The following is a 23607-nucleotide window of genomic DNA, read 5'->3' as shown; positions in this document are numbered from 1 at the left end:
GTGCGGCCGCGGGGTCGTGGCTATTATCAACAAAGCCCCTGCGGGGCGCAGGAGACCCACGATGAACACCTCCACCCCTGCCGCACCGGACACGCCGGCCACGGTCGATCCGCGCCGCTTCACCAGCTTTGCCGAGTTCTATCCCTTCTACCTGACCGAGCACGCCAACGTCACCTGCCGGCGGCTGCATTTCGCGGGCTCGACGATTTCGCTGCTGTGCCTCGTGGCCCTGGTGGTCACGCTCAATCCGTGGTGGCTGCTGGCCGGGCTGGTGGCGGGCTACGGCTTCGCCTGGGTCGGGCACTTCGGTTTCGAGAAGAACAAGCCCGCCTCGTTCAAGCGTCCGCTGTACTCCTTCATGGGCGACTGGACGATGTACCGGGACATCTGGGCCGGCCGGGTCAAGATCTGACGCCCCCAACGCCAGGGCGCTCCTAGATCAATAGCACGTCGCCTAGCCGCAGCGTACGCAGCGGGCCCTTCTGCCACAGGTCTTCCAGCGGCTCGGCGCGCGGCATCAGCAGCTCGCGCAGCAGCGGCTCGATGGGCGTCGACGGGTCGGCCAGCAGCACGTAGCGCGGGTCCTGGTTGGCGGGCTCCTCGGCCAGCGGCGCGATCCAGTCGAGCCGCACCAGCGTGTCGATCACCGGCACCAGCTGCAGCCCGTCGACCCGCATGCGCGTCAACAGTTCGCTCGCGCCCATGCCCTTGGCCGGCGTGGCCTGCGCGCGCGCCAGGTGCTGCAGCACTTCCATCGCGAGCTGCATCGGCCAGCCCGCCGCGCCGCCCCGGCGCGCCACGCCCGTCAGCAGGCTCGGCAGGTAGGCCGCGATGACGGCGCCCAGCAGCACGATCACCCAGGCCACGTAGATCCACACCAGCAGGATCGGGAAGGTGGCGAAGGCGCCGTACAGCACCGAGTAGGTCGGCACCAGGCTCAGGTAGTAGCCCAGCACGCGCTTGGCGATCTCGATGGCGGCCGCCACGAAGAGGCCGCCGGCCCAGGCATGCGACCAGCGCACCGTGGTGTTCGGCACGTAGTGGTACAGCCCGGCCATGCCGGCCGCGAGCAGCAGGAACTCCAGGGTGTCGAAGGCCAGCTTGACGATGCCTCCGCCCACCACGTCGCGCGAAGCGGCGAACACGTACGAGGTGGTCGACAGGCTCACCGCGAGGATCAGCGGCCCCAGCGTGATGGTGGCCCAGTAGATCAGCACCCGCTGCGCGAGCGGCCGCGGCGTTCGCACGCGCCAGATGTTGTTGAGCGTCTTGTCGATGGTGAGGATCAGCGCGATGGCGGTGATCAGCAGCACCACCAGGCCCGCGATGCCCAGCCCGCTGGCCTTGCTCGCGAACTGGTTCAGGTAGCCCAGCACCTGGCGCGCGATGTTGTCGGGAATCAGGCTCTCGATCAGCCAGCGCTGCAGGCGGCCCTGCATGGTGGCGAACATCGGGAACACGGTGAAGAGGGCAAGCGCCACCGTGAAGAACGGCACCATGGCGATGGTCGTGGTGAAGGTCAGGCTGCTGGCCGTGAGGCCGAGGCGGTCTTCGCGAAAACGCTCCCCCAAGACCGCTGCGGTGTTGCGCCAAGGAAAGCGCGAAAGATCCCTCCAAAGCTGCCTGCGATTCATGGCCGGTATCATGCCATCCGCTCTTTCCCGAGACGCGCCACACCCGGTGCGCCTCCCCCTCTCTCTTTCGCCGCCACCGTGTCCGACACCCCACTCCCGCCCTCTTCCGTCCGCGCCACCCGATGGGCCGCCGTGGGCAGCCTCGTCGGCCTGATCGTGCTGGGCCTGGCCTGGGAGCTGTGGCTGGCGCCGCTGCGCCCGGGCGGCTCGCTGCTCGCGCTCAAGGTGCTGCCGCTGGTCATTCCGCTCGCGGGGCTCTACAAGAACCGCATGTACACCTACCGCTGGGTCAGCCTGATGATCTGGCTCTACTTCACCGAAGGCGTGGTGCGCGCCTGGAGCGACACCAACGGCGTGGGGCAGGTCCTCGCGCTCGTCGAGGTGCTGCTGTGCCTCGTGCTCTTCGCGGCCTGCGCGTGGCATGTGCGCCTTCGCCTGCGCCACGCCAAGGCCGCCGCTGCTGCTGCCCGTCCCCTGGAGGCTTCCGCCCAATGACCACCTCTTCTTCCCTCATCGACCAACTGCGCGCCATCGTCGGCGCCACGCACGTGCTGACCGAGGGCGACCTCGCGGCCTACGAGCAGGACTGGCGCAAGCGCGCGCGCGGCAAGTCGCTCGCCGTGGTGCGCCCGGCCAATGCGCAGCAGGTGGCCGACGTGGTCAAGGCCTGCGCCGCGGCCGGCACGGCCGTCATTCCGCAGGGCGGCAACACCGGCCTGGCGGTCGGCTCCATTCCCGACGACAGCGGCACGCAGGTGGTGCTGAGCCTGCAGCGACTGAACGCCATCCGCAACATCGACGCCGCCAACCTCACGATGACCGTCGAGGCGGGCTGCATCCTGCAGACGCTGCAGGAGACGGCCGAGAAGGCCGGCTACCTGTTCCCGCTGAGCCTCGCGGCCGAGGGCAGCTGCACCATCGGCGGCAACCTGGCGACCAACGCGGGCGGCACGCAGGTCGTGCGCTACGGCAACACGCGCGACCTGTGCCTGGGCCTGGAAGTGGTCACGCCGCAGGGCGAGATCTGGGAAGGCACGAGCGGCCTGCGCAAGGACAACACGGGCTACGACCTGCGCGACCTGATCGTCGGCAGCGAAGGCACGCTGGGCGTCATCACCGCCGCGACCATGAAGCTGTACCCGCTGCCCGCCGCGCAGCTCACGGCCTGGGCGGCCGTGCCTTCGCTCGACCATGCGGTCACGCTGCTGGGCCTGGCGCACAAGCACCTGGGCTCGGGCCTCACGGGCTTCGAGGTGATGGGCAAGTTCGCGCTGAGCCTGGTCGACAAGCACATGCCGCAGCTGCGCGTGCCCTTCATCAATGACGAGGCCGTGCCGTATTGCGTGCTGCTCGAGAACTCCGACAGCGAGTCCGAGGACCACGCCCGCGCGCGCTTCGAGGCGCTGCTCGAAACCGCCTTCGAAGACGGCTGCGTGAGCGACGCGGTGGTGGCCGAGAACCTCACGCAGGCGCACCAGCTCTGGCACATCCGCGAGAGCATTCCGCTCGCGCAGGCCGAAGAGGGGCTGAACATCAAGCACGACATCTCGATCCCCGTGTCGCGCATTCCCGCCTTCGTGGAAGCCACCGACGCCCTGCTGAAACGCGAGATCGCCGGCGTGCGGCTGGTGAACTTCGGCCACCTGGGCGACGGCAACCTGCACTACAACGTGCAGGCGCCCGAGAACATCGACACCAAGGCGTTTTTGAAGAACGAGGAAGAGCGCATCAACACGCTGGTCTACGACGCGGTCGAGCAGTTCGGCGGCTCGTTCTCGGCCGAGCATGGCGTGGGCTCGCTCAAGGTCGACAAGCTCGAGAAGCACAAGTCGCCGGTGGCGCTGGAGATGATGCGGGCGATCAAGCGCGGGCTCGATCCGAAGAACATCCTGAATCCGGGGCGCGTGATCCGGGTCTAGCCGTACGCATCGAACCACGGCCATCCGATCGACCTCGTCTTACCTGAACAGCGTATCGACGTAGGCGGCGCCAAGCCCCACCTTCTGGTAATGCGCCCGGGCCAACTCGATGTAGTCGTGCACGTCAAAGTGCCCGACCGACTCGCCTTTCTCGTCCAGCCAGATGAGGGGGCCCTTCACGATGAAGAAGACCTTCATCGGTTCTGGATGGTGATGCGCCACCAGCGTGTGACTCTCGCCGGGCGTCTCGTAGACGAAGTCGCCAGCCTCGGCAGTCCATTCGTGCTCCAGGTAGCCCCACTTGCCAGACAGGGTGAAGGCGAACACCTCGTGCGGATGGTAGTGGCGATTGATCAGCCCTGGACCGTCGGCGCGCAGAACGTCGGCCCATTTGTTCTCACTGGGAGAGATCCACAAGGGACGCGATGAAACTGTCTCACTGATGGGGATGTAGTAGCGGCTGTCGTCGGTGGCCGCATTGGCGATATGCACCTCAGGCTTGGCGTCGGGCTTGAAAACGTTCGCGATCGGCGCGATGTTCCGCCAAAACTCCTCGGGGAGGGAATGCATCGTTGTCTCCGTTTGTGATGTGATGCTGGCAGTCTAGAAAGGCCGGCCAAGGCACGTTATCTCCGGATGGACGACTTCCTTCCTCCATTTGGACATTCGGTCTGGTGTATACCCGACCGTCGTCCGTGCCCACCGTGCGTAGCATCAGCGCCTTCAGACGAACGAGACCCCAGCGATGAGTTGCGCGCCCATCACAGTACCCCAATGCAGAGTTTCTACCGACTTGGTGCCGCCGCATGAGCGGATCGGTTTCTGGGAAGCCTACAACGCGTCCGAGCTGATCGGACTGCGGTGCACCAGCTATGCCGGCGAGGGCCTGGAGGCGACGGAGCGGAACTTCGATCTGGGATCGTTGCGGGTGGCCGACGTGGCCGGCAACGAGCACGTCATCGAAAGAACCCCCGCATTGTTGCGGCGCCATCCGAAGAACTCCGTCTTCGTTGCGATGGTGGTCGAGGGCGAGGTGTTTTTTTACCAGAAGGGACGCTGCATCACGGCGCAGCCCGGCGATGTGCTCGTGTACCGGACATCCGATCCTTACCTGTGCGGTTTTTCTCGCAGGACCCAACAGTTCCTGGTTGACCTGCCGACGGCGCTGCTGCTGGACGAAGACAGATCGATTCTGCCGACGGGGCCGACCAAGATCGATTTCGGGCAAGGCGGTCGGAGCCTTCGCGCTGAATTGGATCGAACGCTGCACAACTTCATCGAACGGCCGCTTGCCTGTGATGCTGTCAAAGCAGCCGAACGGGTCAGCGCGCTATGTCGGGCGCTTCTCGCGCTGCCTTGCGAGGCGCGCAGAGCCCGCGCTTCGTCCGAGGTCGCGCGTCTGTGTGCCGAAACCTACATCGCGGAACATCTTGCCGAGGCTGGACTCGATACGGCGGCCGTTGCCAGACACGTCTGCCTGTCGCCGCGCCATTTGAACCGCCTGTTTGCAAGCAAAGGCTGCACCGTGACCGGATGGATCTGGCAGTGCCGCCTCGAGATGGCTCAGCGAATACTGGCCGACCCGGCGCGGCAACGTCTCACAGTGGGCGACGTCGCATTCCAATGCGGATTTGCCTCACCAGCGCACTTCGCCAGCGCCTTCAAGGCGCGCTTCGGCCAGCCCCCTTCGCAACACCGCCGGGCCATGGTCGATAGCTTGGCGCTTCACATCTAGCCTGGAAAATCCTCGCCGCGCAGCTCGATCGGCTGCCCATGCGGCGTGCGCTCCGCCGCGTGGTCCCAAGCGTGGCGGTAGCGGGCCAGCTCGTCGCCGGAACTCGCGCCCTTGCGGGCCACGAGGCCTTCGAGCGCGGCAAGCCAGTGGCGGTAGTAGGTGTCGCCCGTGTCCGGGTCGCCCGCGGCCTGCGCGGCCGTGATCTGGGTGGCCAGCGCCTCGGCCCACTCGACCCAGCTGAACAGCCCGCGCTCGTGCAGCGCGAGCGTCATCGCGAAGGCCTGCGCCTCCCACGGTTCCCTGAACACCGGCCCGTCGGCGTCGCGCGGCATGCCCGGGGCGAGTGCGAGCGCCGGCATGTCGTTCGCCTTCATGCCGCGGGCTCCAGGTAGCGTTCCCACGCATCGACCGATACCGCGAGGTTCTGGCGCGGCGTGCCCTCGCCCCACAGCTCGGCCTCGTCGAAGACCACGGTGTAGAGCCACTGCGGCTGCTCTCCCAGGCCCTGCGCATTCGCATCGGCGAACACGTGCGCGCCGTGGATGTGCTCGATCGTGCCGCGCTTGCCCTGCACATAGGCCGGCAGGCGCGTGTGGTGGTCGACGCGCCCGAGGTGCATGCGCACGGCCTGCCCGACCGCAAAGCGCGCGGGCGCCGATGCGGGGCGCTCGGTGCCGGAGCCCCTGGCGAGCACGGCGGGCACGTTCGCGGCCTGCAGCACGCGGGCGACCGGTGCGGCCGGATGGTGCATCTGCCCGGATTCGATCTCGTCCGCGAAGACCTGGCCACGCTGCAGCATCAGCTGCTCCAGCGCGCCGAGCCAGATCTGGTAGTAGCTCAGGTCGCGGTAGTCAGGCAGCGTCTCACGCGCGGCGCGGCTGGTGTCGATGTTCCAGGAGCCGGTGGCACCCATGGCCAGCGTGAGCGCCAGCGCGCGCGGCTCCCAGGCGCCATGGAACAGCTCGCCTTCGGGCTCGGGCGTGACGGGGCCGAAGCCGGGTTGTCCGCCGAGGTCGGCATGCGTCGTGTAGGTCATGTCGTGCTCCTTGCCGACGGCGCCTCGACCACGCGCGTGCCGATCATCGAATCGCGCGAGACCCGCGCGGCGAGTTCGTCTTCGCTCCAGCTCTCGGTGCCCGCCGGGCGCTGCGGGATCACGAGGTAGCGCACCTCGGCGGTCGAGTCCCAGACGCGGATGCGCGTGGTCTCGGCCAAGGTGGTGCCGAAATCGGCCAGCACGCCGCGCGGATCTTTCACGGCGCGCGAGCGGTAGGGCGCGCTCTTGTACCAGGTGGGCGGCAGGCCGAGCACGGGCCAGGGGTAGCAGCTGCACAGGGTGCAGACGACCATGTGGTGCTGGTCGTCGGTGTTGGCCACGGCCACCATGTGCTCGCCCTGGCGGCCCGTATAGCCCAGCGAGGCGATGGCCGCCGTGGCATCGGCCATCAGCCATTCATGGAACTTGCGATCGACCCAGGCCCGCGCCACCACCCGCGCGCCGTTGCGCGGGCCGATGCGGGTCTGGTAGGTGTCGATCAGCGCGTCGAGCGCGGCGGGGTCGATGTAGCCTTTTTGCGTGAGCACGCTTTCGAGGGCGCGCACCCGCAGGTCCATCTCGCCGAGTTCGCTGTGGTCGTGGGAATGGTCGTGGGAGTGGTCATGGCCGGTCATCGGCCGATGCTAGCGCCGCCCCGTAAAATTCCCAACATGACCCTCCCTGCCCGCCCCGTCCGCTCCCAGTACGAAGATTTCATGCGCCACGTCGACACGCACGGCGTGTTCAAGAGCGACCGCACGGGCACGGGCACCAAGAGCGTGTTCGGCCACCAGATGCGCTTCGACCTGAACGAGGGCTTTCCGCTGGTGACCACGAAGAAGGTGCACCTGAAGTCCATCATCCAGGAACTGCTGTGGTTCCTGACCGGCTCCAGCAACAACAACTGGCTCAAGGAACGCGGCGTCACCATCTGGGACGAATGGGCGCGCGAAGACGGCGACCTGGGCCCGGTGTACGGCGTGCAGTGGCGCAGCTGGCCCACGCCCGACGGCGGCCACATCGACCAGATTTCCGACGTCATCAAGACGCTGAAGACCAACCCCGACTCGCGCCGCATCATCGTGAGCGCCTGGAACGTGGCCGAGCTGTCGAAGATGGCGCTCATGCCCTGCCATGCCTTCTTCCAGTTCTACGTGGCGCCGCCGCAGGCCGAAGGCGAGCGCGGCAAGCTCAGCTGCCAGCTCTACCAGCGCAGCGCCGACATCTTCCTGGGCGTGCCCTTCAACATCGCAAGCTATGCGCTGCTCACGCACATGGTGGCGCAGCAGTGCGACCTCGACGTGGGCGATTTCATCTGGACCGGCGGCGACTGCCACATCTACAGCAACCACGCCGAGCAGGTGAAGCTGCAGCTCAGCCGCACGCCCTTCCCCTACCCCACGCTGAACATCAAGCGCAAGCCCGACTCGATCTTCGACTACCAGTACGAAGACTTCGAAGTGCTGGACTACAAGCACGGCGACCCGATCAAGGCGCCGGTGGCGGTGTGAACGCGATGAGCGCCGCCACGCCCCGCATCAACCTGATCTTCGCGCGCGCCGCCAACGGCGTGATCGGCGTGAACAACACCATTCCCTGGCACCTGCCGGAGGACATGGCGCACTTCAAGCAGCAGACCGCGGGCGCGCCCGTGGTGATGGGCCGCAAGACCTGGGATTCGCTGCCCCCGCGCTTTCGTCCGCTGCCGGGCCGCCGGAACATCGTGGTCACCAGGCAAACCGACTGGCAGGCCGAAGGCGCGCAAGCGGTCGGCAGCCTGCCCGATGCGCTGTCGCTGTGCACGCCGTCGGACTCGCCCGAAGTCTGGGTGATCGGCGGCGCACAGATCTACGCCGAAGCCGAGCCGCTGGCCCAGCGCGCCGTGGTCACCGAGATCGCGCGCGACTACGAAGGCGACGCGCACGCCCCCGTGCTCGACGCCGCCGTGTGGCGCGAGACGCAGCGCGAGTCGCACGTCTCGGCCAAGGACGGCCTGCCCTTCAGCTTCGTGACCTACGAACGCGTCACTGCATGACGATCAAGCACCGCACGCCCGGCACTTCGCCGATGCTGTCGCGGCGCACGATGCTGGCCGGTGCCGCCCTGCTCGCCGGCCTCGCGCCGCTGCAGGCCCTGCATGCTGCCGGGCCGCTGGAGTCGGACGAAGAGGCGCTGTTCATGCCCGGCACCGCGCGCCCCACGGCCGATGGCCGGCTCGAGGTCGACGTGCATGCCTGGGTGTTCGAGCGCGAGCACCGCTGGGGCCTGGACGCCGCGCTCGCGCGCTACCTCGGCATGAACCTGAAGAAGCTCACGCCGGCCGCGCGGCTGCGCTTCAGCCAGCGCACGGCGCTGTTCCATGCCGAGTCGGAAGAAGACAAGGTGATCGACGTCGTCTTCGACGGCTCGGCCACGCGCCTCACGATGCCGCCCACGGGCGCCGACGGCCGCAGCAACCTGCGCGCGGTCGTCGAGGCCTCGCACATCCCGGCGTCGCAGGAGTGGCTGCCCTTCCATGGCGTGACCGGTCCGGGCGAGCTGCTGCCGCGCTTTCGCGGCCGTGCGCAGATCGTGCCGGCGCAGGGCGTGTCGGTCATCTCGGACATCGACGACACCATCAAGCGCACGCAGGTGCGCGACCGGCGCGAGATGCTGCTGAACACCTTCGCGCGCCGCTTCGAGGCCGCGCCGGGCATGGCGGCGCACTACCGCGCGCTGGCGCAGGCGCCCGGCACGCGCTTTCACTACCTCTCGGGCAGCCCGATCCAGCTGTACCCCGCGCTCACCGATTTCATTCGCGACGCCGACTTTCCCGCCGGCAGCATGCACCTGCGCGAAAGCACGACATGGCGCACGCTGATCCCCAGCGCCGAAGACTCGCGCGCGCACAAACTCGGCGTGATCGAGCGGCTGCTGGCCGAATTTCCGCAGCGCCGCTTCCTGCTCGTGGGCGATTCGGGCGAGGCCGATCCCGAGATCTATGCGCAGGTGTTTCGTGCGCATCCGCAGCGCATCGACGGCATCGTGATCCGCGACGTGACCGACGAGAACCGGCTGTCCGATCGCTACCGCGCCACCTTCGAAGGCATCGAGCCCGTGGTCTGGCACCTGCTGCGGCCCGACACCACCGCCTGGCCCATTCAACCGGCCAATCGATAGCGGCACCGACGACGGTTCACACCGCGCGCGCGCCCAGCCAGCGCCGATAGCGCTTCGTCAGCCGCTTCGTGCGCAGCTGGTCGAGCACCAGGGTCAGGAACGGCGAATGCGCAGGCGCGCTGTTGCGGCCCGGGCGCAGCGTGCGCAGCCGGCGCTTCACCAGCGCCATGCGCGCCAGCGCGGCCATGACCTGGTCCTTCCAGTCGACCTGCGGGCTCTGCGCCGCCGCGTCTTCGCCCGCGCGCCAGCGTGCGGGCAGGTCGGGCGCCACGGCCAGCGCGGTGGCCATGCCCACCACGGCGACGCCTTCTCCCAGCACCCGTTCGGCGACAGCGCGGCGCACGATGCCGCCCGTGGTCATGACCGGCATGCGCGCCTCGGCGGCCAGCTCCCGGGCGAACTCCAGGAAGTAGGCCTCGCGCGCCAGCGTGCGGCCGTCGGCGGTGCGGCCCTGCATCGCCGGGCTCTCGTAGCTGCCGCCCGACAGTTCGACCAGGTCCACGGCCTCGTCGTTGAGCCAGCGGATGACCTGCTTCGCATCGTTCTCCGAGAAGCCGCCGCGCTGGAAGTCGGCGGAGTTGAGCTTCACGGCCACGGCGAAGCCGCGCGCCACGCGGGCCCGCACGGCACGCACCACGTCGAGCAGAAAGCGCGCGCGGTTCTCCAGGCTGCCGCCCCAGGCATCGGTGCGCTGGTTGGTCAGCGGCGACAAAAACTGCGAGAGCAGGTAGCCGTGCGCCGCATGGACCTGCACGCCGGTGAAGCCCGCGCGCTCGGCGGCCTGCGCCGTGGCGGCGAAGCGGTCGACGGTCTCGGCGATCTCCGCCTCGCTCATGGCCTTGGGCTGCACGAAAAGCTTGCTGTGCTTGCCCAGATCGAGCGCCACCGACGACGGCGCCCAGGCCGTGCCGCCCATGCTGATCTGCACCTGTCGGCCCGGATGGTTGATCTGCATCCACACCTGCGCGCCGCCGCTGCGCGCGGCCGCGGCCCATTCGCTGAAGCGCTCCAGCGGCGTGCCGGCTTCGAGCACGACGCCGCCCGGGCCGGTGAGCGCGCGGCCGTCGATCATCACGTTGCCCGTGAGGATCAGGCCCGCCCCGCCCTGCGCCCAGACGCGGTAGAGGTCGTGCAGCGCCGCGCCCGGCAACTGCCCGGCATCGGCCATGTTTTCCTCCATGGCGGCCTTGGCCAGGCGGTTGGGCAGGACGCTCCCGTTGGGCAGGGTCAGCGGCAGGAAAAGCGGCGAGGAGTTCACGATGAGGACCGGGGGGTGGAGTGGAAAAACCCGATGCTAAGATTCAAGCCAACTTGAAGGTCAAGCGATATGAAGATCGGTGAATTGGCAGACAAGACCGGCATGGCGCCCTCGGCCATCCGCTTCTACGAGCAAAGCGGCCTGCTGCCCGCGCCCGAGCGCGGCGCCAATGGGTACCGCGTCTACACCGAGGCCGCGCTCAAACGGCTGCAGCTGATCCAGATCGCGCAGAACCTCGGCTTCTCGCTGGACAGCCTGCGCAGCGCCTTCGCGGGCTGCGAGGTCTTTTCGGGGGACGACCTGCTCGAGCGGCTCGACGGCCGCGTGCGCGAAATCGACCAGCTCATGGCCGGCCTGCGCGCGCAGCGGCGCGACCTGACCGACCTGCGCGCCACCTTGCGCCAGACCTGGGCCGCTGGCGAATGCATGGACCCCGCCACGCTGGCCGAAAGCATGGCTACGACCAGAAACAAAGTGGCACGTCCCTCGCGCCCGCAGAAAGAACTGGAAACTTCGGTACACGCCTCGAAAGGCATGCGCGGCGCAGGGTTTAGACAGCGCTAATTGTTTGTGCGCACAATGTCCGAACCGCCCTCCCCTCAACACAAGGAGACGACCCATGTCCATGGAATTTCTTCGGACCCTCGCCGAGCAGAAATTGCCATACGTCCTCCACACGCCCGCAGACATCGACAGGCTGCGCGTGCTGCGTGCCGCCGACCTCGTGACTGCCTTCATTCCGCCGTCGGAGCACGCGCCCGACGAGCGCGCGATCCATCAGCTGGCCCAGGTGGAATCGATCACCGCGAAGGGCCGCCTGGCCCTGAACAAGGCGACCTCTTCGTTCATCGAACTCTGACGAACCCGAATCGTCAGACCACGCCCTGCGCCAGCATCGCATCGGCCACGCGCACGAAGCCGGCGATGTTCGCGCCATCCACGTAGCTCACGCTGCCGTCGGCGCGCGAACCGTAGTGCAGGCACGACTCGTGGATGCCCTGCATGATCTGCAGCAGGCGCGCATCGACCTCGTCGCGCGTCCATGACAGGCGCGCTGCGTTCTGGCTCATCTCCAGGCCCGACGTGGCCACACCGCCCGCGTTGCTGGCCTTGCCCGGCGCGTACAGCACGCCGTGGCCTTCGAGCACCTTCACGGCCTCCATGGTCGAGGGCATGTTGGCGCCTTCGGCCACGCACACCACGCCGTTCTTCACCAGCGTGCGCGCGTCTTCCTCGTTGAGCTCGTTCTGCGTGGCGCTGGGCAGTGCCACGTCGACCGGCACATGCCACGGCGTGGCGCCGGCCACGAAGCGGGTGCCGGTGCGCTCGGCGTAGTCGCTCACGCGGCCGTAGAGGTGGTTCTTCACGTCCATCAGCACGGCCAGCTTCTCGGGCGTGAAGCCTTCCTCGTCGACGACGGTGCCGCTCGAATCGGACACCGTGACCACCTTGGCGCCCAGCGCCATGGCCTTCTCGATGGTGTATTGCGCCACGTTGCCCGCGCCCGAGACGCTCACGCGCAGGCCGTCGAAGCTGCGGCCCTTGCGCTTGAGCATTTCCTGCGCGAAGTAGACGTTGCCGTAGCCGGTGGCTTCAGGGCGGATCAGCGAGCCGCCGAAGCTCAGGCCCTTGCCGGTGAACACGCAGTCGGCGCGGTTGGTGAGCTTCTTGACCATGCCGGCCATGAAGCCGACCTCGCGCCCGCCCACGCCCACGTCGCCGGCCGGCACGTCCGTGTCGGAGCCCACGTGGCGGAACAGCTCGGTCACCAGGGCCTGGCAGAAGCGCATCACCTCGCCCTGGCTCTTGCCCTTGGGGTCGAAGTCGGCGCCGCCCTTGCCGCCGCCCATGGGCAGCGTGGTCAGCGCGTTCTTGAAGGTCTGCTCGAAAGCCAGGAACTTGAGGATCGACAGGTTCACCGAGGGGTGGAAGCGCATGCCGCCCTTGTAGGGGCCGATGGCCAGGCTGTGCTGGATGCGGAAACCGCGGTTGACCTGCACCTCGCCGTGATCGTCCACCCAGGACACGCGGAACATGATCACGCGCTCGGGCTCCACCAGCCGCTCCAGCAGGCTGTGGCTCGTGTACTTGGGGTGCTTCTCGATGTAGGGCCACAGGCTCTCCATCACTTCGGTCACGGCCTGCAGGTACTCGGGCTGTCCGGGGTTGCGTTGTGCGACGTGTGCGAGGAACCCCCCGACGGATGCGTGCTTCATTCCAATCAATCCTCTGTTTTCCAAAACGGTGCATAACCTTATGCGAATCCTGCATTTTGCCGGATCGGAGAACCAGATTGAGGCGCAAAGCCCTAACAAGGTGCGTTGTTTGGAGCGCGTAGCGTGGCAAGGCCCCAACTTGGAACATCGCCGAGGGCGCACCACGGCGCCCGGAAAAGCGGTCAGAATCCCGCCCCGCGCGCCTTCCCGCACGGCCCGTCTCGGAATTCAAAGATGCAGATCAGCTACCGCTTCCAGTTCTCGCAGGCGCATGTGCTCACCGGCTTCCTGCGCAACCTGCAGCAGGTCTGGTGGGTCCGGTTCAAGTGGCCGTTGGCGCTGCTGTTCGCCCTGGCCCTGGCCGTGTGTGTCTACGAAGGGCTTCCCGTCCTGGCGGCCGTTTTCGCGGTCGGCATCGCGCTGCTGCTGAGCGCGCCGGCCATCGCCCGGCTGGCCCTCCATCGCTTCAGGCAAAGCCCCTTCTACAACGACGAGATCGACTTCTCGCTGTCGGAAAGCGGCTCCCACGCACGGGGCCGCCACAGCGAGGTGCGCCACGGCTGGGAGGCCTACACCAAGGCCCGCCGCTTCAAGGACGGCCTGCTGCTGTGCCACGGCCCGGACGCCTTCCACTGGCTGCCCGATGCGGCCGCGGCCGATCCGGCGGCCATTGCAGCGGCGCAGCAGCTCGCACGCGCGCGCATCCGGGACTACCGCGAGCTCTGACCGGGAAGCGGGGACGATGAAGGCAAGGCGCCCCGGATCAAGGGCACGCCCGCCTGCTACTTGCGCGCCTTCTCGATCTCGGCCATCAGTTCCTTGACGGTGGCCTCGCCGACCGAGGCCGTGTACTTGTCGATCACCGGCTTCACCTTGGCGCGCAGCTTCGCCATCTCTTCGGGCGGCAGTTCGGAGACCGTCATGCCGGCCTTCTTGAGCGCATCGAGCGCGCTGTCGGCGGCGCCGCGCGAGGCCTGGCGCTGGAACGTGGTCGCCTCCGCGGCGGCCTCGTTGACGATCTTCTTTTCGTCGGCACTCATGCCGTCCCAGGTCTTGCGGCTGATCAGCAGCGCCTGCGGGTTGTAGATGTGGCGGGTCTGGGTGATGTACTTCTGCACTTCCGCGAACTTGGACGACAGGATGGTCGTGTTCGGGTTCTCCTGGCCGTCGACCGCCTTCTGGTCGAGCGCGGGGTACAGCTCGGGGAACGGCAGCGGCGTGGCGTTGGCGCCCAGCGCGCTGAACATGTCGATGTAGATCGGCGACTGGATCACGCGGATCTTCAGCCCCGCGATGTCATCGGCCTTGACGATCGGGCGCTTGCTGTTCGTCAGGTTGCGAAAGCCCAGGTCCCAGTAGCCCAGGCCGTGCAGCGCCTTGTCCTCCAGCTTGGCCATCAGCTTCTGGCCGAAGGGGCCGTCGGTGACGACGTCGGCTTCCTTGCCGCTGTTGAAGAGGAACGGGAAGTCGTAGGCCGCGAACTCCTTCACCTGCGCCGACAGGATGCCGGCGTTGAGCACGGTCATCTCCACCGTGCCGCCCTGCAGTGCCGACACGGTCTGCAGGTCGCCGCCCAGCGTGCCGCCGGGGAACAGCTTCACGGTGATCTTGCCGCCCGACTTCGCGGCCACGAGGTCGGCGAACTTCTGCGCGCCCTGCGCCTGCGGATGGCCGGCCTGGTTCTGGAACGCGAACTTGATGGTGCGCTCCTTGAGCTGCGCGAACGCGCCGGGGGCGGCGAACGCGAGGGTCGCCGCCACGGCGGCCAGCAGCAAGGTGCGCTTCGAATGCTTCGTCTTCATGGTGATGTCTCCTTCTCTTTTCTGGGGGGTGGTGAAACCGGCAGGGCCTACGCCCTCTTCTTGAACAACGCCGAGGCCCCGCTGGCGCGAGCCACCTCCTCGGCGGCCTGACACAGCGCCGGTCCCAGCGCCTCCATCCGCTGCGGCGTGAGCCGCACCGACGGGCCCGCGATGGTGACGACCCCGATCGCCGTGCCGTCAGCGCCGAACACGGGCGCGGCCATGGCGGTCATCGCGGGGGCGAACACTTCGTTGATCATGCTGAAGCCGCGTTGGCGCGCCGCCTTCACGAAAGCCATCACGGCCTTGAGCGACGTGGGGGCCTTGGGACCGTAGTCCTCGGGCTTGCCCAGCCCCTTCTTGGCGACGAGCGCCATCGCGTCGTCCTCGCCCATGGTGGACAGCCACGCATGCCCGGCGGCGCTGCACGAGAGCGCGACCGACAAGCCCATGTCGGGGTCGTAGCGCAGGCCATGCGTGGCGCCTTGGGCCTTCGCGACAAAGGTCAGGTCTTCGCCGTCGACCACCGCCAGGCGCACGAGCTCGCCCGAGGTCGAGGCCAGCTGGTCGAGCAGCGGCTGCGCGATGTCGACGATGCCCGAGCGGCTGAGGAACGACAGGCTGATCGAGACCAGCTTGATGGTCAGCACGTAGTGGCCGTCGCGTGCCTCCTGCCGCACGTAGCCGCAGCGGATGAGCTCCGCGAGCAATCGGTGCGATGCACTCAATGGAATCTGCAATTCGCTGGCCAACGCCGACAGCGCGCACCCCTCGGGATGCTCCGCCAGATGTTCCAGCACCTTGAAGCTGCGTTCCAGTATTCCGCTCATTTCGTCCTCCAGATGTCGTCTCGTCAACGCGGGCGATGCGGCCCGCCACTCAGGGTCCGCCAGCGTAGCAGAACTCGGGGAAGGGATTTCCATTATGGAAATTCTTTCCAACAAAAATACGATCGCCTCCGTCCGGCATTTTTTCCTTCCCTCTTTCTTCCTTCCCGCCCGAGGACCCTTCGTGAAACTTCTTCGTATGCTTGCCGTGGCCGGCCTGTGCGCCGGCCTCACCGCCCCGTCGTGGGCGCAGCAGGAGCGCGTGATCCGCTTCGGCCACCTGAACAACGCCGACCATCCCGTGAGCTTCGGCGTCAAGCGCTTTGCCGAACTGCTGTCGGCCAAGAGCGGCGGCAAGATGAAGGTCCAGGAGTTCCCCGCCTCCCAGCTGGGCAACGAGATGCAGCAGCAGTCGGCCCTGCAGGGCGGCGTGCAGCAGATGTCGGCACCGGCCACCACGTCCCTCGCAGGCATCGTCAAGGAGTTCGGCCTCGTCGACTTCCCCTTCTCGGTGAACAACTTCGCACAGGCGGATGCGCTGCTCGACGGGCCGTTGGGTCAGGCTCTGATCGCCAAGCTCCCCGAGAAGGGCCTTGTCGCCCTGGGCTACTGGGACCTGGGCTTTCGCAACGTGACGAACAGCAAGCGCCCCATCGCCAAGCCTGAAGACCTCGAAGGTCTGAAGATCCGCGTGATCCCCAACCCTGTGTTCCTCGAGACCTTCAAGGCCTTCAAGGCCAACCCCGTGCCGATGCCTTTCGCCGAGCTGTACGGTGCGCTCGAAGCCAAGGCGGTCGACGGGCAAGAGAACCCGTATGCGGTGATCCTGTCGAACAAGTTCTACGAAGTGCAGAAGTTCGTCAGCGCCACCAACCACGTGTACGCCGCCAACATCGTGCTGGTGAGCAAGAAGTTCTGGGACTCGCTCACGCCCGCCGAGCAGAAGATGATGAACGACGCGGCCAACGAGGCACGCGGCTACCAGCGCCAGGTGAGCCGCGCTGCCGCGCAGAAGGCCGTGGGCGACCTGCAGGCCAAGGGCGCGCAGTTCAACGAACTCAGTGCTCCCGAACAGAAGCGCATGCGCGACATCGCCAAGCCCGTCGTCGACAAGTTCGCCGCCCAGTACGACCCCGCCATCGTCAAGCTCTACAACGACGAGCTCGTGCGCATCCGCAAGTAAGCCAGCCCGTCCCTCACCGAAGCTCCCCATGAAGATCCTCGTTCTCCACGGCCCCAACCTCAACCTGTTCGGTCGCCGCGAACCGCACATCTACGGCAAGACCACGCTCGCCGAGATCAACGCGCAGCTGCAGGCCCTCGCCGGCGAACTCGGCGTGACGCTGGACACCATCCAGTCGAACCACGAAGGCGACCTGATCGACTTCCTGCACACCCACATCGACGATGCGCAGGGCGCGCTGGTGAACCCCGCCGGCCTCACGCAGCACGGCGTGCCGCTGCACGACGCGATCAAGGCCATGCCGTTCCCGACCATCGAGGTCCACATGTCCAACATCGCCGCGCGCGAGGCATGGCGCGCGCATTCGATCATCTCGCCGGCGGTGAAGGGCACGGTCCAGGGCCTGGGCCCGCTGTCTTACCTGGCGGCGTTGCGCGCGCTGGTCGACATGCAGCGCCAGGCGCAAGCGCAAGCACAGGCCTCCGCATGACCCGCTGGCTCGACCGGTGCTGCACCGGCATCGAGGCGCTGATCGCGGCCGCGCTCGCGGTCATGGTCGTGCTCGTGTTCGGCAACGTGGTGCTGCGCTACGGTTTCAACTCGGGCATCACCGTGTCCGAGGAAATCTCGCGCTGGCTCTTCATCTGGATGACCTTCCTGGGCGCCGTGGTGGCGCTGAAGGAGCACGGCCACCTGGGTGTGGACATGGTGGTGCAGAAGCTGCCCCCCATCGGCAAGAAGATCTGCCTGGCCGTCGGCCATGCAGTCATGCTCTACATCGTCTGGCTGCTGCTGCAAGGCAGCATCGCGCAGGCGCGCATCAACTGGGACGTGACGGCGCCCGTCACCGGTGCGTCGATGGCCATCGTCTACGCCGCGGGCATCGTGTTCTCGGTGCTGGCCGGGCTCATCCTGGCACTCGACCTGCTGCGCCTGCTCACGGGCCGCATCGCCGACCATGAACTGGTGATGGTGCAGGAGTCGGAAGAAGCGGTGCAGCTGCAGCAGATCCTGGGTTCGCAAGACGCCAAGGAACCGGGGGCACGGCCATGACCATCGCTGTTTTCGTCGGCTCGCTGCTGCTCGCCATGGCGATGGGCATTCCCATCGCCTTCTCGCTGCTGGCCAGCGGCGTGGCGCTGATGTGGCACCTCGACCTGTTCGACGCGCAGATCCTCACGCAGAACGTGATCGGCGGCGCCGACAGCTTTCCGCTGCTGGCCGTGCCCTTCTTCATGCTCGCGGGCGAGATCATGAACGTGGGCGGGCTGTCCAAGCGCATCGTCGACTTCGCGCTCGCGCTGGTCGGCCACGTGAAGGGCGGCCTGGGCTACGTGACTATCATGGCCGGCTGCCTGCTGTCGGCGCTCTCGGGATCGGCCGTGGCCGACGCCGCCGCGCTCACCGCGCTGCTGCTGCCGATGATGGTGCGCGCGGGCCACGACAAGCCGCGCGCGGCCGGCCTCATTGCGGCCACCGGCGTGATCGGCCCCGTGATTCCGCCGAGCATCGGCCTGGTGATCTTCGGCGTGGCGGCCAACGTGTCGATCTCCAAGCTGTTTCTCGCGGCCATCGTGCCCGGGCTGCTGATCGGCGGCGCGCTGTGGATCACCTGGGCCTGGCTGGTGCGGCGCGAAAAGATCGTGCCGCCGCCGCGCAAGTCGTCGGCCGAGATTGCCGCCGCCTTCCGCAACGCGCTGTGGGCGCTGATGCTGCCGGTGATCATCCTCGTGGGCCTGCGCATGGGCGTGTTCACGCCCACCGAGGCCGCGGTGGTGGCCGCCGTGTACGCGCTGTTCGTGTCGACGGTGGTGTACCGCGAGATCACCTGGAAGGACCTGTACGCCATCTTCGTGAGCGCGGCCAAGACCAGCGCCATCGTGATGTTCCTGATCGCCGCGGCGATGGTGAGCGCCTGGCTCATCACGGTGGCCGACCTGCCCTCGAAGATCGTGGGCATGCTGCAGCCGTTCATGGGCAACCAGATGCTGCTCATGATCGCGATCATGGTGCTCGTGATGGTGGTGGGTACGGCGATGGACATGACGCCCACCATCCTCATCCTCACGCCGGTGCTCATGCCCGTGGTGAAGGCGGCCGGCATCGACCCCGTGTACTTCGGCGTGCTGTTCATCATCAACAACTCGATCGGCCTCGTCACGCCGCCGGTGGGCACGGTGCTCAACGTGGTAGCCGGCGTCGGCAAGATCTCGATGGACGACGTCACGCGCGGCGTGGTGCCGTTCATGCTGGCCGAGTTCGCGATCCTGTTCGTGATGGTGGCATTTCCGCAGCTGGTGATCGTGCCGGCGCGGTGGTTCGGGGGCTGAGCCGATGCGCGCCGTTTTCCTCACCGCGCTCGCCCTTCTCACCGCCCTGCCCGCCGCTGCACAAGACCCCGAACGCGAAGTGCTGCCCGAGCAGCGCCAGCGGCTGGCCTTCATCGCGCCCTCCGGCCTCGCGCCGCTGGGCAGCGGCAAGATGGTCTTCAGCGCCTTCCATGTCACGACGGGCCAGGAGCTGTGGGTCACCGACGGCAGCGACGCCGGCACCACCCTGTTGAAAGACATCCGGCCGGGCTTCCGGGGGTCGTTCCCTGCGGGGCAGGTCGCGTTCAAGGGCCACGTGTACACCACGGCCACCGACGGCGCGAGCGGGCTCGAACTGTGGCGCACCGACGGCACCGCCGCCGGCACGACGCAAGTGATCGACCTGCGCCCCGGCGAAGAAGGCGCGATGCCCAACGAGCTGACCGTGTTCCGCGACGCGCTCTACTTCGTGGCCGACGACGGCCAGACCGGCTTCCAGGTGTGGAAGACCACGGGCGATGCGAAGGGCACCACGCGCGTGTCCGCCGTCGACGCCGGGCCGCGCGCCCTCACCCGCCAGCTCACCGTGGCCGGCCCGCGCCTGTTCTTCACCGCGACCACGCGCACGCACGGCCACGAACTCTGGGTGACCGACGGCACGCCCGAGCACACGCGCCTGGTGAAGGACATCCGCCCGGGCATCGAGGACGCGGGCATCCAGAACCTCACGGCCGTGGGCAACGACATTTACTTCACCGCGCACGACGGCGAACACGGCGCCGAGCTGTGGAAGAGCGACGGCACCGCACACGGCACGCAGCTGGTGAAAGACCTGCGCCCGGGCGCCGCGCCCTCGCGGCCGACGCACCTGGCGGTGCTGGGCCGCACGCTGTACTTCTCGGCCGACGACGGCGTGCACGGCATCGAGCTGTGGAAGACCGACGGCACCGCGAAGGGCACGACGCTGGTGAAGGACATCCGCCCCGGCCCGGGCGGCTCCATGTCGAGCGCGATCGCCGTGATGGGCGGCAAGCTCTACTTCGCCGCGACCGATGGCGTGTCGGGCGCGGAGCTGTGGCGCAGCGACGGCACGGCGGCGGGCACGGTGCGGGTGAAGGACATCGCACCGGGCGCGGAGAACGGCTCACCGGCACGCTTCGCCGTCATCGGGGCGCGCCTGTGGTTCGCGGCGAACGGCGGCGGTGGCCGGGGCGTCGAGCCGTGGATCAGCGACGGCACGCCCGCCGGCACGCGCGCTGTGGCCGACCTGGCCGCGGGCGAACGTCACGCGATGCCGCTGGGCTTTCGCGCGCTCGGCGACGCCGTGCTCTTCGTGGCCGACGACGGCCATGGCAACGACCGCCTGTGGTCCTATCGCAAGGACGGCAAGGTGACATTGATCGGCGATCCGCTCAAGGAGCGGCTGCGCTGACACCGAAGGCCTGCGTGGCCGCGTAGTCGCGCAAGGCCTGCTGCATGGCCGCGGCAATGGCGGGGTGCGTCGGGTCGTGGCCTGCGCCCTGCGCCCACTGCAGCGGCGCACCCAACACCTGCGCCAGTGCCTGCGCGCCCTCGGGCGGACACAGCGCGTCCTGCGTGCCATGCACGATCAACGTGGGCACGGCAGGCAACGCGGCGCAGCGCTGCAACAACGAGGGCGCATCGAGCCAGCAGCCGTGCCGCAGATAGTGGCTCTGCACGCGGTAGCGCGCCACGAGCCGCGGCAGCATCGCTTCGTCGATCGGCGACGCTGTGCTTCCGGTGGCGAGGCGCTGCTCCCAGTCGAACCAGTGGCGCGTCAGCTCGCACTGTTGCTCCCAGGTGCCGTGCGCGAAGACCTCGGCGATCGGCACCGTCACCGGGCATCTCCGGCGCCCGGCCTCGTCCCACAGTGCGCGCCATGCGGGGCCGTCGTGCTGCAGGGCCCCGGCGAAGAGCGCGTGGATGTCGCCCGGGCGCGCGAGGAACACGTTGCGCAGCAGCAGGCCCGCCACAGCCTCCGGTGCATCGAGCGCATGCATCAGCGCCAGCGTGGCGCCCCACGAGCCGCCCACCACCAGCCATCGATCGATGCGCAGGTGCGCGCGCAGCAGACGCAGATCGGCCAGCAGATCGGCGAGCGTGTTGTGCTCAATCGATCCTGTGGGGGTGCTGAGGCCCGAGCCGCGCTGGTCGGGGCAGACGATGCGGTAATGCGCCGGATCAAAGTCCCGGCGCAACAGCGGCGAGCTGCCCGAGCCTGGCCCGCCATGCAGCACCACCACGGGCAGGCCCGCCGGATTGCCGTGCTCCTCGACGTGCATCACATGCCCGCCGTCCAGAGGCAGGCGATGGGTGATCGTCATTGGCGCGTGTTCTCAGCTCAGCGCGTTCGCGTCGGTGCGAAAGACGAGGTCACCCGCACGCCGCGCGCCCGGCACGAAGCGGATCGGCGTGCCATGGTCGCGCGGATCACCCGCCGCCTTGACCATCGCCTCCACCTCCTCATGCCGCGGACTCTTCGGACACACCGGGTCCGTGGCCGCCGCGTCGCCGGTCAGCAGGAAGGCCTGGCAGCGACAGCCGCCATGGTCCTTCTCCTTGTCGTCGCAGCTCTGGCAGGTGCTGCTCATCCAGCCCGTGCCACGGTAGGCGCCGAAGGCCGGGCTCTCCTGCCAGATGCTGCGGATGCTGTGCTCGCGCACATTGGGAAAGTCGAGCCCGGGCAGCATGCGCGCGCTATGGCACGGCAGCGCCACGCCGTCGGGTGCGACCACGAGGAACACGCTGCCCCACCCCGCCATGCAGGGCTTGGGCTTGCCTTCTGCGTAGTCGGGCACCACCCAGAGGATCTTCATGCGGCCGTCCAGGCGCGGGCGGTGGGTTTCTACCACCGCTTCGGCCGTGGCCAGCATGTCGCGCGAGGGCATCAACATCTCGCGGTTGCGCCAGGCCCAGCCGTAGTACTGCACGTTCGCGAGTTCGAGAAAGTCGGCTTCCATCGCCTCGGCCATCTCGATGATCCGGCCCACGTGCGGCAGGTTGTAGCGGTGCATCACGCAGTTCAGCACCATCGGGTAGCCGAGGTCCTTGATGGTGCGGGCCACGCGCTGCTTGAGGTCGAAGGTCTTCGTGGAGCTGAGGAAATCGTTGAGCTCGCGGCTCGAGTCCTGGAACGACAGCTGGATGTGGTCCAGCCCTGCCCGCTTCAACGTCTCGGCGCGCTGCGGCGTGAGGCCCACGCCCGAGGTGATCAGGTTGGTATAGAAGCCGAGCTCGTGCGCCGCCGCGACCAGCTCCGGCAGGTCGTCGCGCAGCAGTGGCTCGCCGCCCGAGAAACCCAGCTGCACCGCACCCATCGCGCGCGCCTCGCGGAACACGCGAATCCATTCGGCCGTGTCCAGCTCCTCGCGGTAGCGCGTGTAGTCGACCGGGTTGGAGCAGAAGGCGCAGTGCAGCGGGCAGCGGTACGTCAGCTCGGCCAGCAGCCACAGCGGCGGCTTGGCGACCGCGCGGGGTGCGCGGGCTTGCACCTCAGCGGATCCAGTGGCGTCCATGGGCCTGCTCCAGGAATTCGAGCACGTCGGCATGCAGGTCGCTCTCGCCGAAGGTGCGCTCCAGGTCCGCCACGAGTGCGGCCACCGAGGTCTTGCCGTCGCAACGCTGGAGGATCTCGGCCGCCGGCCCGTTGAGCTTGATCATGCCCTCGGGGAACAGCAGCACGTGGCACTGCTGCGCCTCTTCCCACTGCATGCGGTAGATCGAGGTGAGCGCCGGCTGGGCATCGTCGGTCCATGCGGTCATGGCTGCTGTTCTTTCGGAAGGTCGTCGGGATAGGCCTTCTCGATCGCGTCGAGCATGGCCCAGAGGATGTCGAGCTTGAAGCCCAGGATGTGCAGCGCGCGCTGCTGCCGCTCGCGCGTGGTGCACCACTGCATCGCCACTTCGAGGCCGTGCTCGACGTCGCGGTCGGCCAGTGGAATGCGGCTGCGAAAGTAGTCCAGGCCCGAGGTGTCGATCCACGGGTAGTGCGTGGGCCAGCCCGCGAGCCGGTCCTTGTGGATGCGCGGCGCGAACATCTCGGTGAGCGATGAAATCACCGCCTCCTGCCACGGCGCCGTGCGCGCGAAGTTGACGTAGGCATCGACCGCGAAGCGCACGCCGGGCACGACGAGCGCGTGCGACTCGAGCACCTCGCGCGCCAGGCCGGTGGCGATGCCCAGGCGGGTCCAGATCTCGATGCCGCCCGCGTTGGCGCCTTCATGGTCGCCGTGCCCGTCGTGGTCAAGCATGCGCACCACCCAGCGCCGGCGCGTGGCGCGGTCGTCGCAGTTGGACAGAACGGCGGCGTCCTTCACCGGGATGCGGCACTGGTAGTAGAAGCGGTTCGCCACCCAGCCGCGCACCTGGAAGGGCTGCAGCTCGCCCGCGTTGAGCCGGCGATTGAACGGGTGGTGGCTGTGGTAGCGCGACTCCATGGCGCGCAACCTCGCTTCGAACTCCTGCGGGGACCATGGGTCTTGTGTCTCTTGCCGTTGCTGTTGCATCAC

At 67.9% G+C, this 23607-nt stretch carries 28 protein-coding genes; 15 read left to right on the top strand and 13 right to left on the bottom strand.

Features of this window, described 5'->3' with window-relative positions; genetic code table 11:
- The first annotated feature begins 61 nt into the window (after positions 1-61).
- The gene (locus AC07OX_RS10275; RefSeq protein ID WP_062476696.1) at positions 62-412 is read left to right on the top strand and encodes an Mpo1-like protein; all 351 of its coding nucleotides are present in this window, start codon (positions 62-64) and stop codon (positions 410-412) included.
- A 22-nt stretch (positions 413-434) separates the two neighbouring features.
- Here the strand turns inward: AC07OX_RS10275 and AC07OX_RS10270 are convergent, their stop codons facing one another.
- The gene (locus tag AC07OX_RS10270) at positions 435-1646 is read right to left on the bottom strand and encodes a YihY family inner membrane protein (RefSeq protein WP_390345335.1); all 1212 of its coding nucleotides are present in this window, start codon (positions 1644-1646) and stop codon (positions 435-437) included.
- A gap of 66 nt (positions 1647-1712) precedes the next feature.
- Between AC07OX_RS10270 and AC07OX_RS10265 the strand changes: the two genes are divergently transcribed.
- Positions 1713-2129, top strand: coding sequence for a DUF2069 domain-containing protein (locus AC07OX_RS10265; RefSeq protein ID WP_062476618.1), 417 nt, complete (start codon positions 1713-1715; stop codon positions 2127-2129).
- Positions 2126-3553, top strand: coding sequence for an FAD-binding oxidoreductase (locus AC07OX_RS10260; protein WP_495260440.1), 1428 nt, complete (start codon positions 2126-2128; stop codon positions 3551-3553). The genes AC07OX_RS10265 and AC07OX_RS10260 overlap by 4 nt, the downstream gene beginning before the upstream one ends.
- 39 nt (positions 3554-3592) lie before the next feature.
- On the opposite strand, the gene AC07OX_RS10255 is transcribed toward AC07OX_RS10260, so the two are convergent.
- Positions 3593-4123, bottom strand: coding sequence for a 2,4'-dihydroxyacetophenone dioxygenase family protein (locus AC07OX_RS10255; protein WP_495260441.1), 531 nt, complete (start codon positions 4121-4123; stop codon positions 3593-3595).
- A 226-nt stretch (positions 4124-4349) separates the two neighbouring features.
- On the opposite strand from AC07OX_RS10255, the gene AC07OX_RS10250 reads away from it, so the two are divergent.
- A complete protein-coding gene (locus AC07OX_RS10250; RefSeq protein ID WP_495260884.1) occupies positions 4350-5288 on the top strand; it encodes a helix-turn-helix domain-containing protein in 939 nt (312 codons plus the stop codon).
- Here the strand turns inward: AC07OX_RS10250 and AC07OX_RS10245 are convergent.
- From AC07OX_RS10245 to nthA, 3 genes are read right to left on the bottom strand one after another with little or no spacing between them, the layout of a single operon-like run.
- On the bottom strand, positions 5285-5662 hold the full coding sequence (locus AC07OX_RS10245; protein WP_495260442.1) for a nitrile hydratase accessory protein: 378 nt from the start codon (positions 5660-5662) through the stop codon (positions 5285-5287). The two genes, AC07OX_RS10250 and AC07OX_RS10245, sit on opposite strands and share 4 nt — an antisense overlap.
- On the bottom strand, positions 5659-6324 hold the full coding sequence (gene nthB / locus AC07OX_RS10240) for a nitrile hydratase subunit beta (protein WP_495260443.1): 666 nt from the start codon (positions 6322-6324) through the stop codon (positions 5659-5661). Before nthB ends, AC07OX_RS10245 begins: the two co-directional genes overlap by 4 nt.
- On the bottom strand, positions 6321-6959 hold the full coding sequence (gene nthA, locus AC07OX_RS10235; protein ID WP_495260444.1) for a nitrile hydratase subunit alpha: 639 nt from the start codon (positions 6957-6959) through the stop codon (positions 6321-6323). Before nthA ends, nthB begins: the two co-directional genes overlap by 4 nt.
- Before the next feature lie 36 nt (positions 6960-6995).
- Between nthA and AC07OX_RS10230 the strand changes: the two genes are divergently transcribed.
- The 3 genes from AC07OX_RS10230 to AC07OX_RS10220 are packed head-to-tail and all read left to right on the top strand — an operon-like array spanning position 6996 to position 9483.
- The gene (locus AC07OX_RS10230) at positions 6996-7835 is read left to right on the top strand and encodes a thymidylate synthase (protein ID WP_070059729.1); all 840 of its coding nucleotides are present in this window, start codon (positions 6996-6998) and stop codon (positions 7833-7835) included.
- 5 nt (positions 7836-7840) lie between these two features.
- Positions 7841-8359: a dihydrofolate reductase gene (locus AC07OX_RS10225; protein ID WP_095951073.1), complete on the top strand. Its 519-nt coding sequence runs from the start codon at positions 7841-7843 to the stop codon at positions 8357-8359.
- On the top strand, positions 8356-9483 hold the full coding sequence (locus tag AC07OX_RS10220) for a phosphatidate phosphatase App1 family protein (RefSeq protein WP_495260445.1): 1128 nt from the start codon (positions 8356-8358) through the stop codon (positions 9481-9483). The genes AC07OX_RS10225 and AC07OX_RS10220 overlap by 4 nt, the downstream gene beginning before the upstream one ends.
- A gap of 16 nt (positions 9484-9499) precedes the next feature.
- On the opposite strand, the gene AC07OX_RS10215 is transcribed toward AC07OX_RS10220, so the two are convergent.
- Positions 9500-10741, bottom strand: coding sequence for an NADH:flavin oxidoreductase/NADH oxidase family protein (locus tag AC07OX_RS10215; protein ID WP_495260446.1), 1242 nt, complete (start codon positions 10739-10741; stop codon positions 9500-9502).
- 69 nt (positions 10742-10810) lie between these two features.
- Between AC07OX_RS10215 and AC07OX_RS10210 the strand changes: the two genes are divergently transcribed.
- On the top strand, positions 10811-11305 hold the full coding sequence (locus AC07OX_RS10210) for a MerR family transcriptional regulator (protein WP_495260447.1): 495 nt from the start codon (positions 10811-10813) through the stop codon (positions 11303-11305).
- Between the two features lie 55 nt (positions 11306-11360).
- Entirely contained in the window at positions 11361-11600 is a 240-nt protein-coding gene (locus AC07OX_RS10205; RefSeq protein WP_095951069.1) for a hypothetical protein, read from the top strand.
- Between the two features lie 13 nt (positions 11601-11613).
- Here AC07OX_RS10205 and gdhA read toward each other — a convergent pair whose 3' ends face one another.
- Entirely contained in the window at positions 11614-12957 is a 1344-nt protein-coding gene (gdhA, locus tag AC07OX_RS10200) for an NADP-specific glutamate dehydrogenase (RefSeq protein WP_095744520.1), read from the bottom strand.
- A 234-nt stretch (positions 12958-13191) separates the two neighbouring features.
- Between gdhA and AC07OX_RS10195 the strand changes: the two genes are divergently transcribed.
- On the top strand, positions 13192-13683 hold the full coding sequence (locus AC07OX_RS10195; protein WP_495260448.1) for a hypothetical protein: 492 nt from the start codon (positions 13192-13194) through the stop codon (positions 13681-13683).
- Between the two features lie 56 nt (positions 13684-13739).
- Here AC07OX_RS10195 and AC07OX_RS10190 read toward each other — a convergent pair whose 3' ends face one another.
- Both AC07OX_RS10190 and AC07OX_RS10185 read right to left on the bottom strand, forming a co-directional pair.
- Entirely contained in the window at positions 13740-14759 is a 1020-nt protein-coding gene (locus tag AC07OX_RS10190; protein ID WP_495260449.1) for a TRAP transporter substrate-binding protein, read from the bottom strand.
- A gap of 47 nt (positions 14760-14806) precedes the next feature.
- On the bottom strand, positions 14807-15589 hold the full coding sequence (locus AC07OX_RS10185; protein ID WP_062476577.1) for an IclR family transcriptional regulator: 783 nt from the start codon (positions 15587-15589) through the stop codon (positions 14807-14809).
- A gap of 196 nt (positions 15590-15785) precedes the next feature.
- Between AC07OX_RS10185 and AC07OX_RS10180 the strand changes: the two genes are divergently transcribed.
- The 5 genes from AC07OX_RS10180 to AC07OX_RS10160 are packed head-to-tail and all read left to right on the top strand — an operon-like array spanning position 15786 to position 20510.
- Positions 15786-16769 (top strand): TRAP transporter substrate-binding protein, encoded by a 984-nt coding sequence (locus AC07OX_RS10180; RefSeq protein WP_495260885.1) that lies wholly within the window; start codon positions 15786-15788, stop codon positions 16767-16769.
- Between the two features lie 28 nt (positions 16770-16797).
- Positions 16798-17259 (top strand): type II 3-dehydroquinate dehydratase, encoded by a 462-nt coding sequence (locus AC07OX_RS10175; RefSeq protein WP_062476570.1) that lies wholly within the window; start codon positions 16798-16800, stop codon positions 17257-17259.
- Positions 17256-17822, top strand: a complete 567-nt coding sequence (locus AC07OX_RS10170; RefSeq protein WP_062476567.1) for a TRAP transporter small permease — start codon at positions 17256-17258, stop codon at positions 17820-17822. The genes AC07OX_RS10175 and AC07OX_RS10170 overlap by 4 nt, the downstream gene beginning before the upstream one ends.
- Positions 17819-19099 carry a TRAP transporter large permease gene (locus tag AC07OX_RS10165; RefSeq protein WP_062476564.1) on the top strand — a complete coding sequence of 427 codons (1281 nt, stop codon included), beginning with the start codon at positions 17819-17821 and terminating at the stop codon, positions 19097-19099. Before AC07OX_RS10170 ends, AC07OX_RS10165 begins: the two co-directional genes overlap by 4 nt.
- Positions 19100-19103: 4 nt before the next feature.
- Positions 19104-20510: an ELWxxDGT repeat protein gene (locus AC07OX_RS10160; RefSeq protein ID WP_495260450.1), complete on the top strand. Its 1407-nt coding sequence runs from the start codon at positions 19104-19106 to the stop codon at positions 20508-20510.
- Here the strand turns inward: AC07OX_RS10160 and AC07OX_RS10155 are convergent.
- From AC07OX_RS10155 to pqqC, 4 genes are read right to left on the bottom strand one after another with little or no spacing between them, the layout of a single operon-like run.
- Positions 20491-21423 (bottom strand): alpha/beta fold hydrolase, encoded by a 933-nt coding sequence (locus AC07OX_RS10155; protein ID WP_495260451.1) that lies wholly within the window; start codon positions 21421-21423, stop codon positions 20491-20493. The two genes, AC07OX_RS10160 and AC07OX_RS10155, sit on opposite strands and share 20 nt — an antisense overlap.
- A 12-nt stretch (positions 21424-21435) precedes the next feature.
- On the bottom strand, positions 21436-22614 hold the full coding sequence (pqqE, locus tag AC07OX_RS10150) for a pyrroloquinoline quinone biosynthesis protein PqqE (protein WP_495260452.1): 1179 nt from the start codon (positions 22612-22614) through the stop codon (positions 21436-21438).
- On the bottom strand, positions 22592-22861 hold the full coding sequence (gene pqqD / locus AC07OX_RS10145; protein WP_070059765.1) for a pyrroloquinoline quinone biosynthesis peptide chaperone PqqD: 270 nt from the start codon (positions 22859-22861) through the stop codon (positions 22592-22594). The genes pqqE and pqqD overlap by 23 nt, the downstream gene beginning before the upstream one ends.
- Positions 22858-23604 carry a pyrroloquinoline-quinone synthase PqqC gene (gene pqqC / locus AC07OX_RS10140; RefSeq protein ID WP_495260453.1) on the bottom strand — a complete coding sequence of 249 codons (747 nt, stop codon included), beginning with the start codon at positions 23602-23604 and terminating at the stop codon, positions 22858-22860. The genes pqqD and pqqC overlap by 4 nt, the downstream gene beginning before the upstream one ends.
- Positions 23605-23607 lie beyond the last annotated feature (3 nt).

The sequence above is a fragment of the Variovorax sp. GW821-FHT09D07 genome (assembly GCF_059416345.1).
The sequence above is the reverse complement of the archived record's forward strand: the minus strand, read 5'-3'. Positions and strand labels throughout refer to the sequence as shown.

What these genes read in the sequence shown, in the direction of transcription:
- AC07OX_RS10275 (WP_062476696.1), top strand. Translation starts at nt 62, where the DNA reads ATGAACACCTCCACCCCTGCCGCACCGGACACGCCGGCCACGGTCGAT.
- AC07OX_RS10270 (WP_390345335.1), bottom strand. Translation starts at nt 1,646, where the DNA reads ATGATACCGGCCATGAATCGCAGGCAGCTTTGGAGGGATCTTTCGCGC.
- AC07OX_RS10260 (WP_495260440.1), top strand. Translation starts at nt 2,126, where the DNA reads ATGACCACCTCTTCTTCCCTCATCGACCAACTGCGCGCCATCGTCGGC.
- AC07OX_RS10255 (WP_495260441.1), bottom strand. Translation starts at nt 4,123, where the DNA reads ATGCATTCCCTCCCCGAGGAGTTTTGGCGGAACATCGCGCCGATCGCG.
- AC07OX_RS10245 (WP_495260442.1), bottom strand. Translation starts at nt 5,662, where the DNA reads ATGAAGGCGAACGACATGCCGGCGCTCGCACTCGCCCCGGGCATGCCG.
- nthB (WP_495260443.1), bottom strand. Translation starts at nt 6,324, where the DNA reads ATGACCTACACGACGCATGCCGACCTCGGCGGACAACCCGGCTTCGGC.
- nthA (WP_495260444.1), bottom strand. Translation starts at nt 6,959, where the DNA reads ATGACCGGCCATGACCACTCCCACGACCATTCCCACGACCACAGCGAA.
- AC07OX_RS10230 (WP_070059729.1), top strand. Translation starts at nt 6,996, where the DNA reads ATGACCCTCCCTGCCCGCCCCGTCCGCTCCCAGTACGAAGATTTCATG.
- AC07OX_RS10225 (WP_095951073.1), top strand. Translation starts at nt 7,841, where the DNA reads ATGAGCGCCGCCACGCCCCGCATCAACCTGATCTTCGCGCGCGCCGCC.
- AC07OX_RS10220 (WP_495260445.1), top strand. Translation starts at nt 8,356, where the DNA reads ATGACGATCAAGCACCGCACGCCCGGCACTTCGCCGATGCTGTCGCGG.
- AC07OX_RS10210 (WP_495260447.1), top strand. Translation starts at nt 10,811, where the DNA reads ATGAAGATCGGTGAATTGGCAGACAAGACCGGCATGGCGCCCTCGGCC.
- AC07OX_RS10205 (WP_095951069.1), top strand. Translation starts at nt 11,361, where the DNA reads ATGTCCATGGAATTTCTTCGGACCCTCGCCGAGCAGAAATTGCCATAC.
- gdhA (WP_095744520.1), bottom strand. Translation starts at nt 12,957, where the DNA reads ATGAAGCACGCATCCGTCGGGGGGTTCCTCGCACACGTCGCACAACGC.
- AC07OX_RS10195 (WP_495260448.1), top strand. Translation starts at nt 13,192, where the DNA reads ATGCAGATCAGCTACCGCTTCCAGTTCTCGCAGGCGCATGTGCTCACC.
- AC07OX_RS10190 (WP_495260449.1), bottom strand. Translation starts at nt 14,759, where the DNA reads ATGAAGACGAAGCATTCGAAGCGCACCTTGCTGCTGGCCGCCGTGGCG.
- AC07OX_RS10185 (WP_062476577.1), bottom strand. Translation starts at nt 15,589, where the DNA reads ATGAGCGGAATACTGGAACGCAGCTTCAAGGTGCTGGAACATCTGGCG.
- AC07OX_RS10180 (WP_495260885.1), top strand. Translation starts at nt 15,786, where the DNA reads ATGCTTGCCGTGGCCGGCCTGTGCGCCGGCCTCACCGCCCCGTCGTGG.
- AC07OX_RS10175 (WP_062476570.1), top strand. Translation starts at nt 16,798, where the DNA reads ATGAAGATCCTCGTTCTCCACGGCCCCAACCTCAACCTGTTCGGTCGC.
- AC07OX_RS10170 (WP_062476567.1), top strand. Translation starts at nt 17,256, where the DNA reads ATGACCCGCTGGCTCGACCGGTGCTGCACCGGCATCGAGGCGCTGATC.
- AC07OX_RS10165 (WP_062476564.1), top strand. Translation starts at nt 17,819, where the DNA reads ATGACCATCGCTGTTTTCGTCGGCTCGCTGCTGCTCGCCATGGCGATG.
- AC07OX_RS10160 (WP_495260450.1), top strand. Translation starts at nt 19,104, where the DNA reads ATGCGCGCCGTTTTCCTCACCGCGCTCGCCCTTCTCACCGCCCTGCCC.
- AC07OX_RS10155 (WP_495260451.1), bottom strand. Translation starts at nt 21,423, where the DNA reads ATGACGATCACCCATCGCCTGCCTCTGGACGGCGGGCATGTGATGCAC.
- pqqE (WP_495260452.1), bottom strand. Translation starts at nt 22,614, where the DNA reads ATGGACGCCACTGGATCCGCTGAGGTGCAAGCCCGCGCACCCCGCGCG.
- pqqD (WP_070059765.1), bottom strand. Translation starts at nt 22,861, where the DNA reads ATGACCGCATGGACCGACGATGCCCAGCCGGCGCTCACCTCGATCTAC.
- pqqC (WP_495260453.1), bottom strand. Translation starts at nt 23,604, where the DNA reads ATGCAACAGCAACGGCAAGAGACACAAGACCCATGGTCCCCGCAGGAG.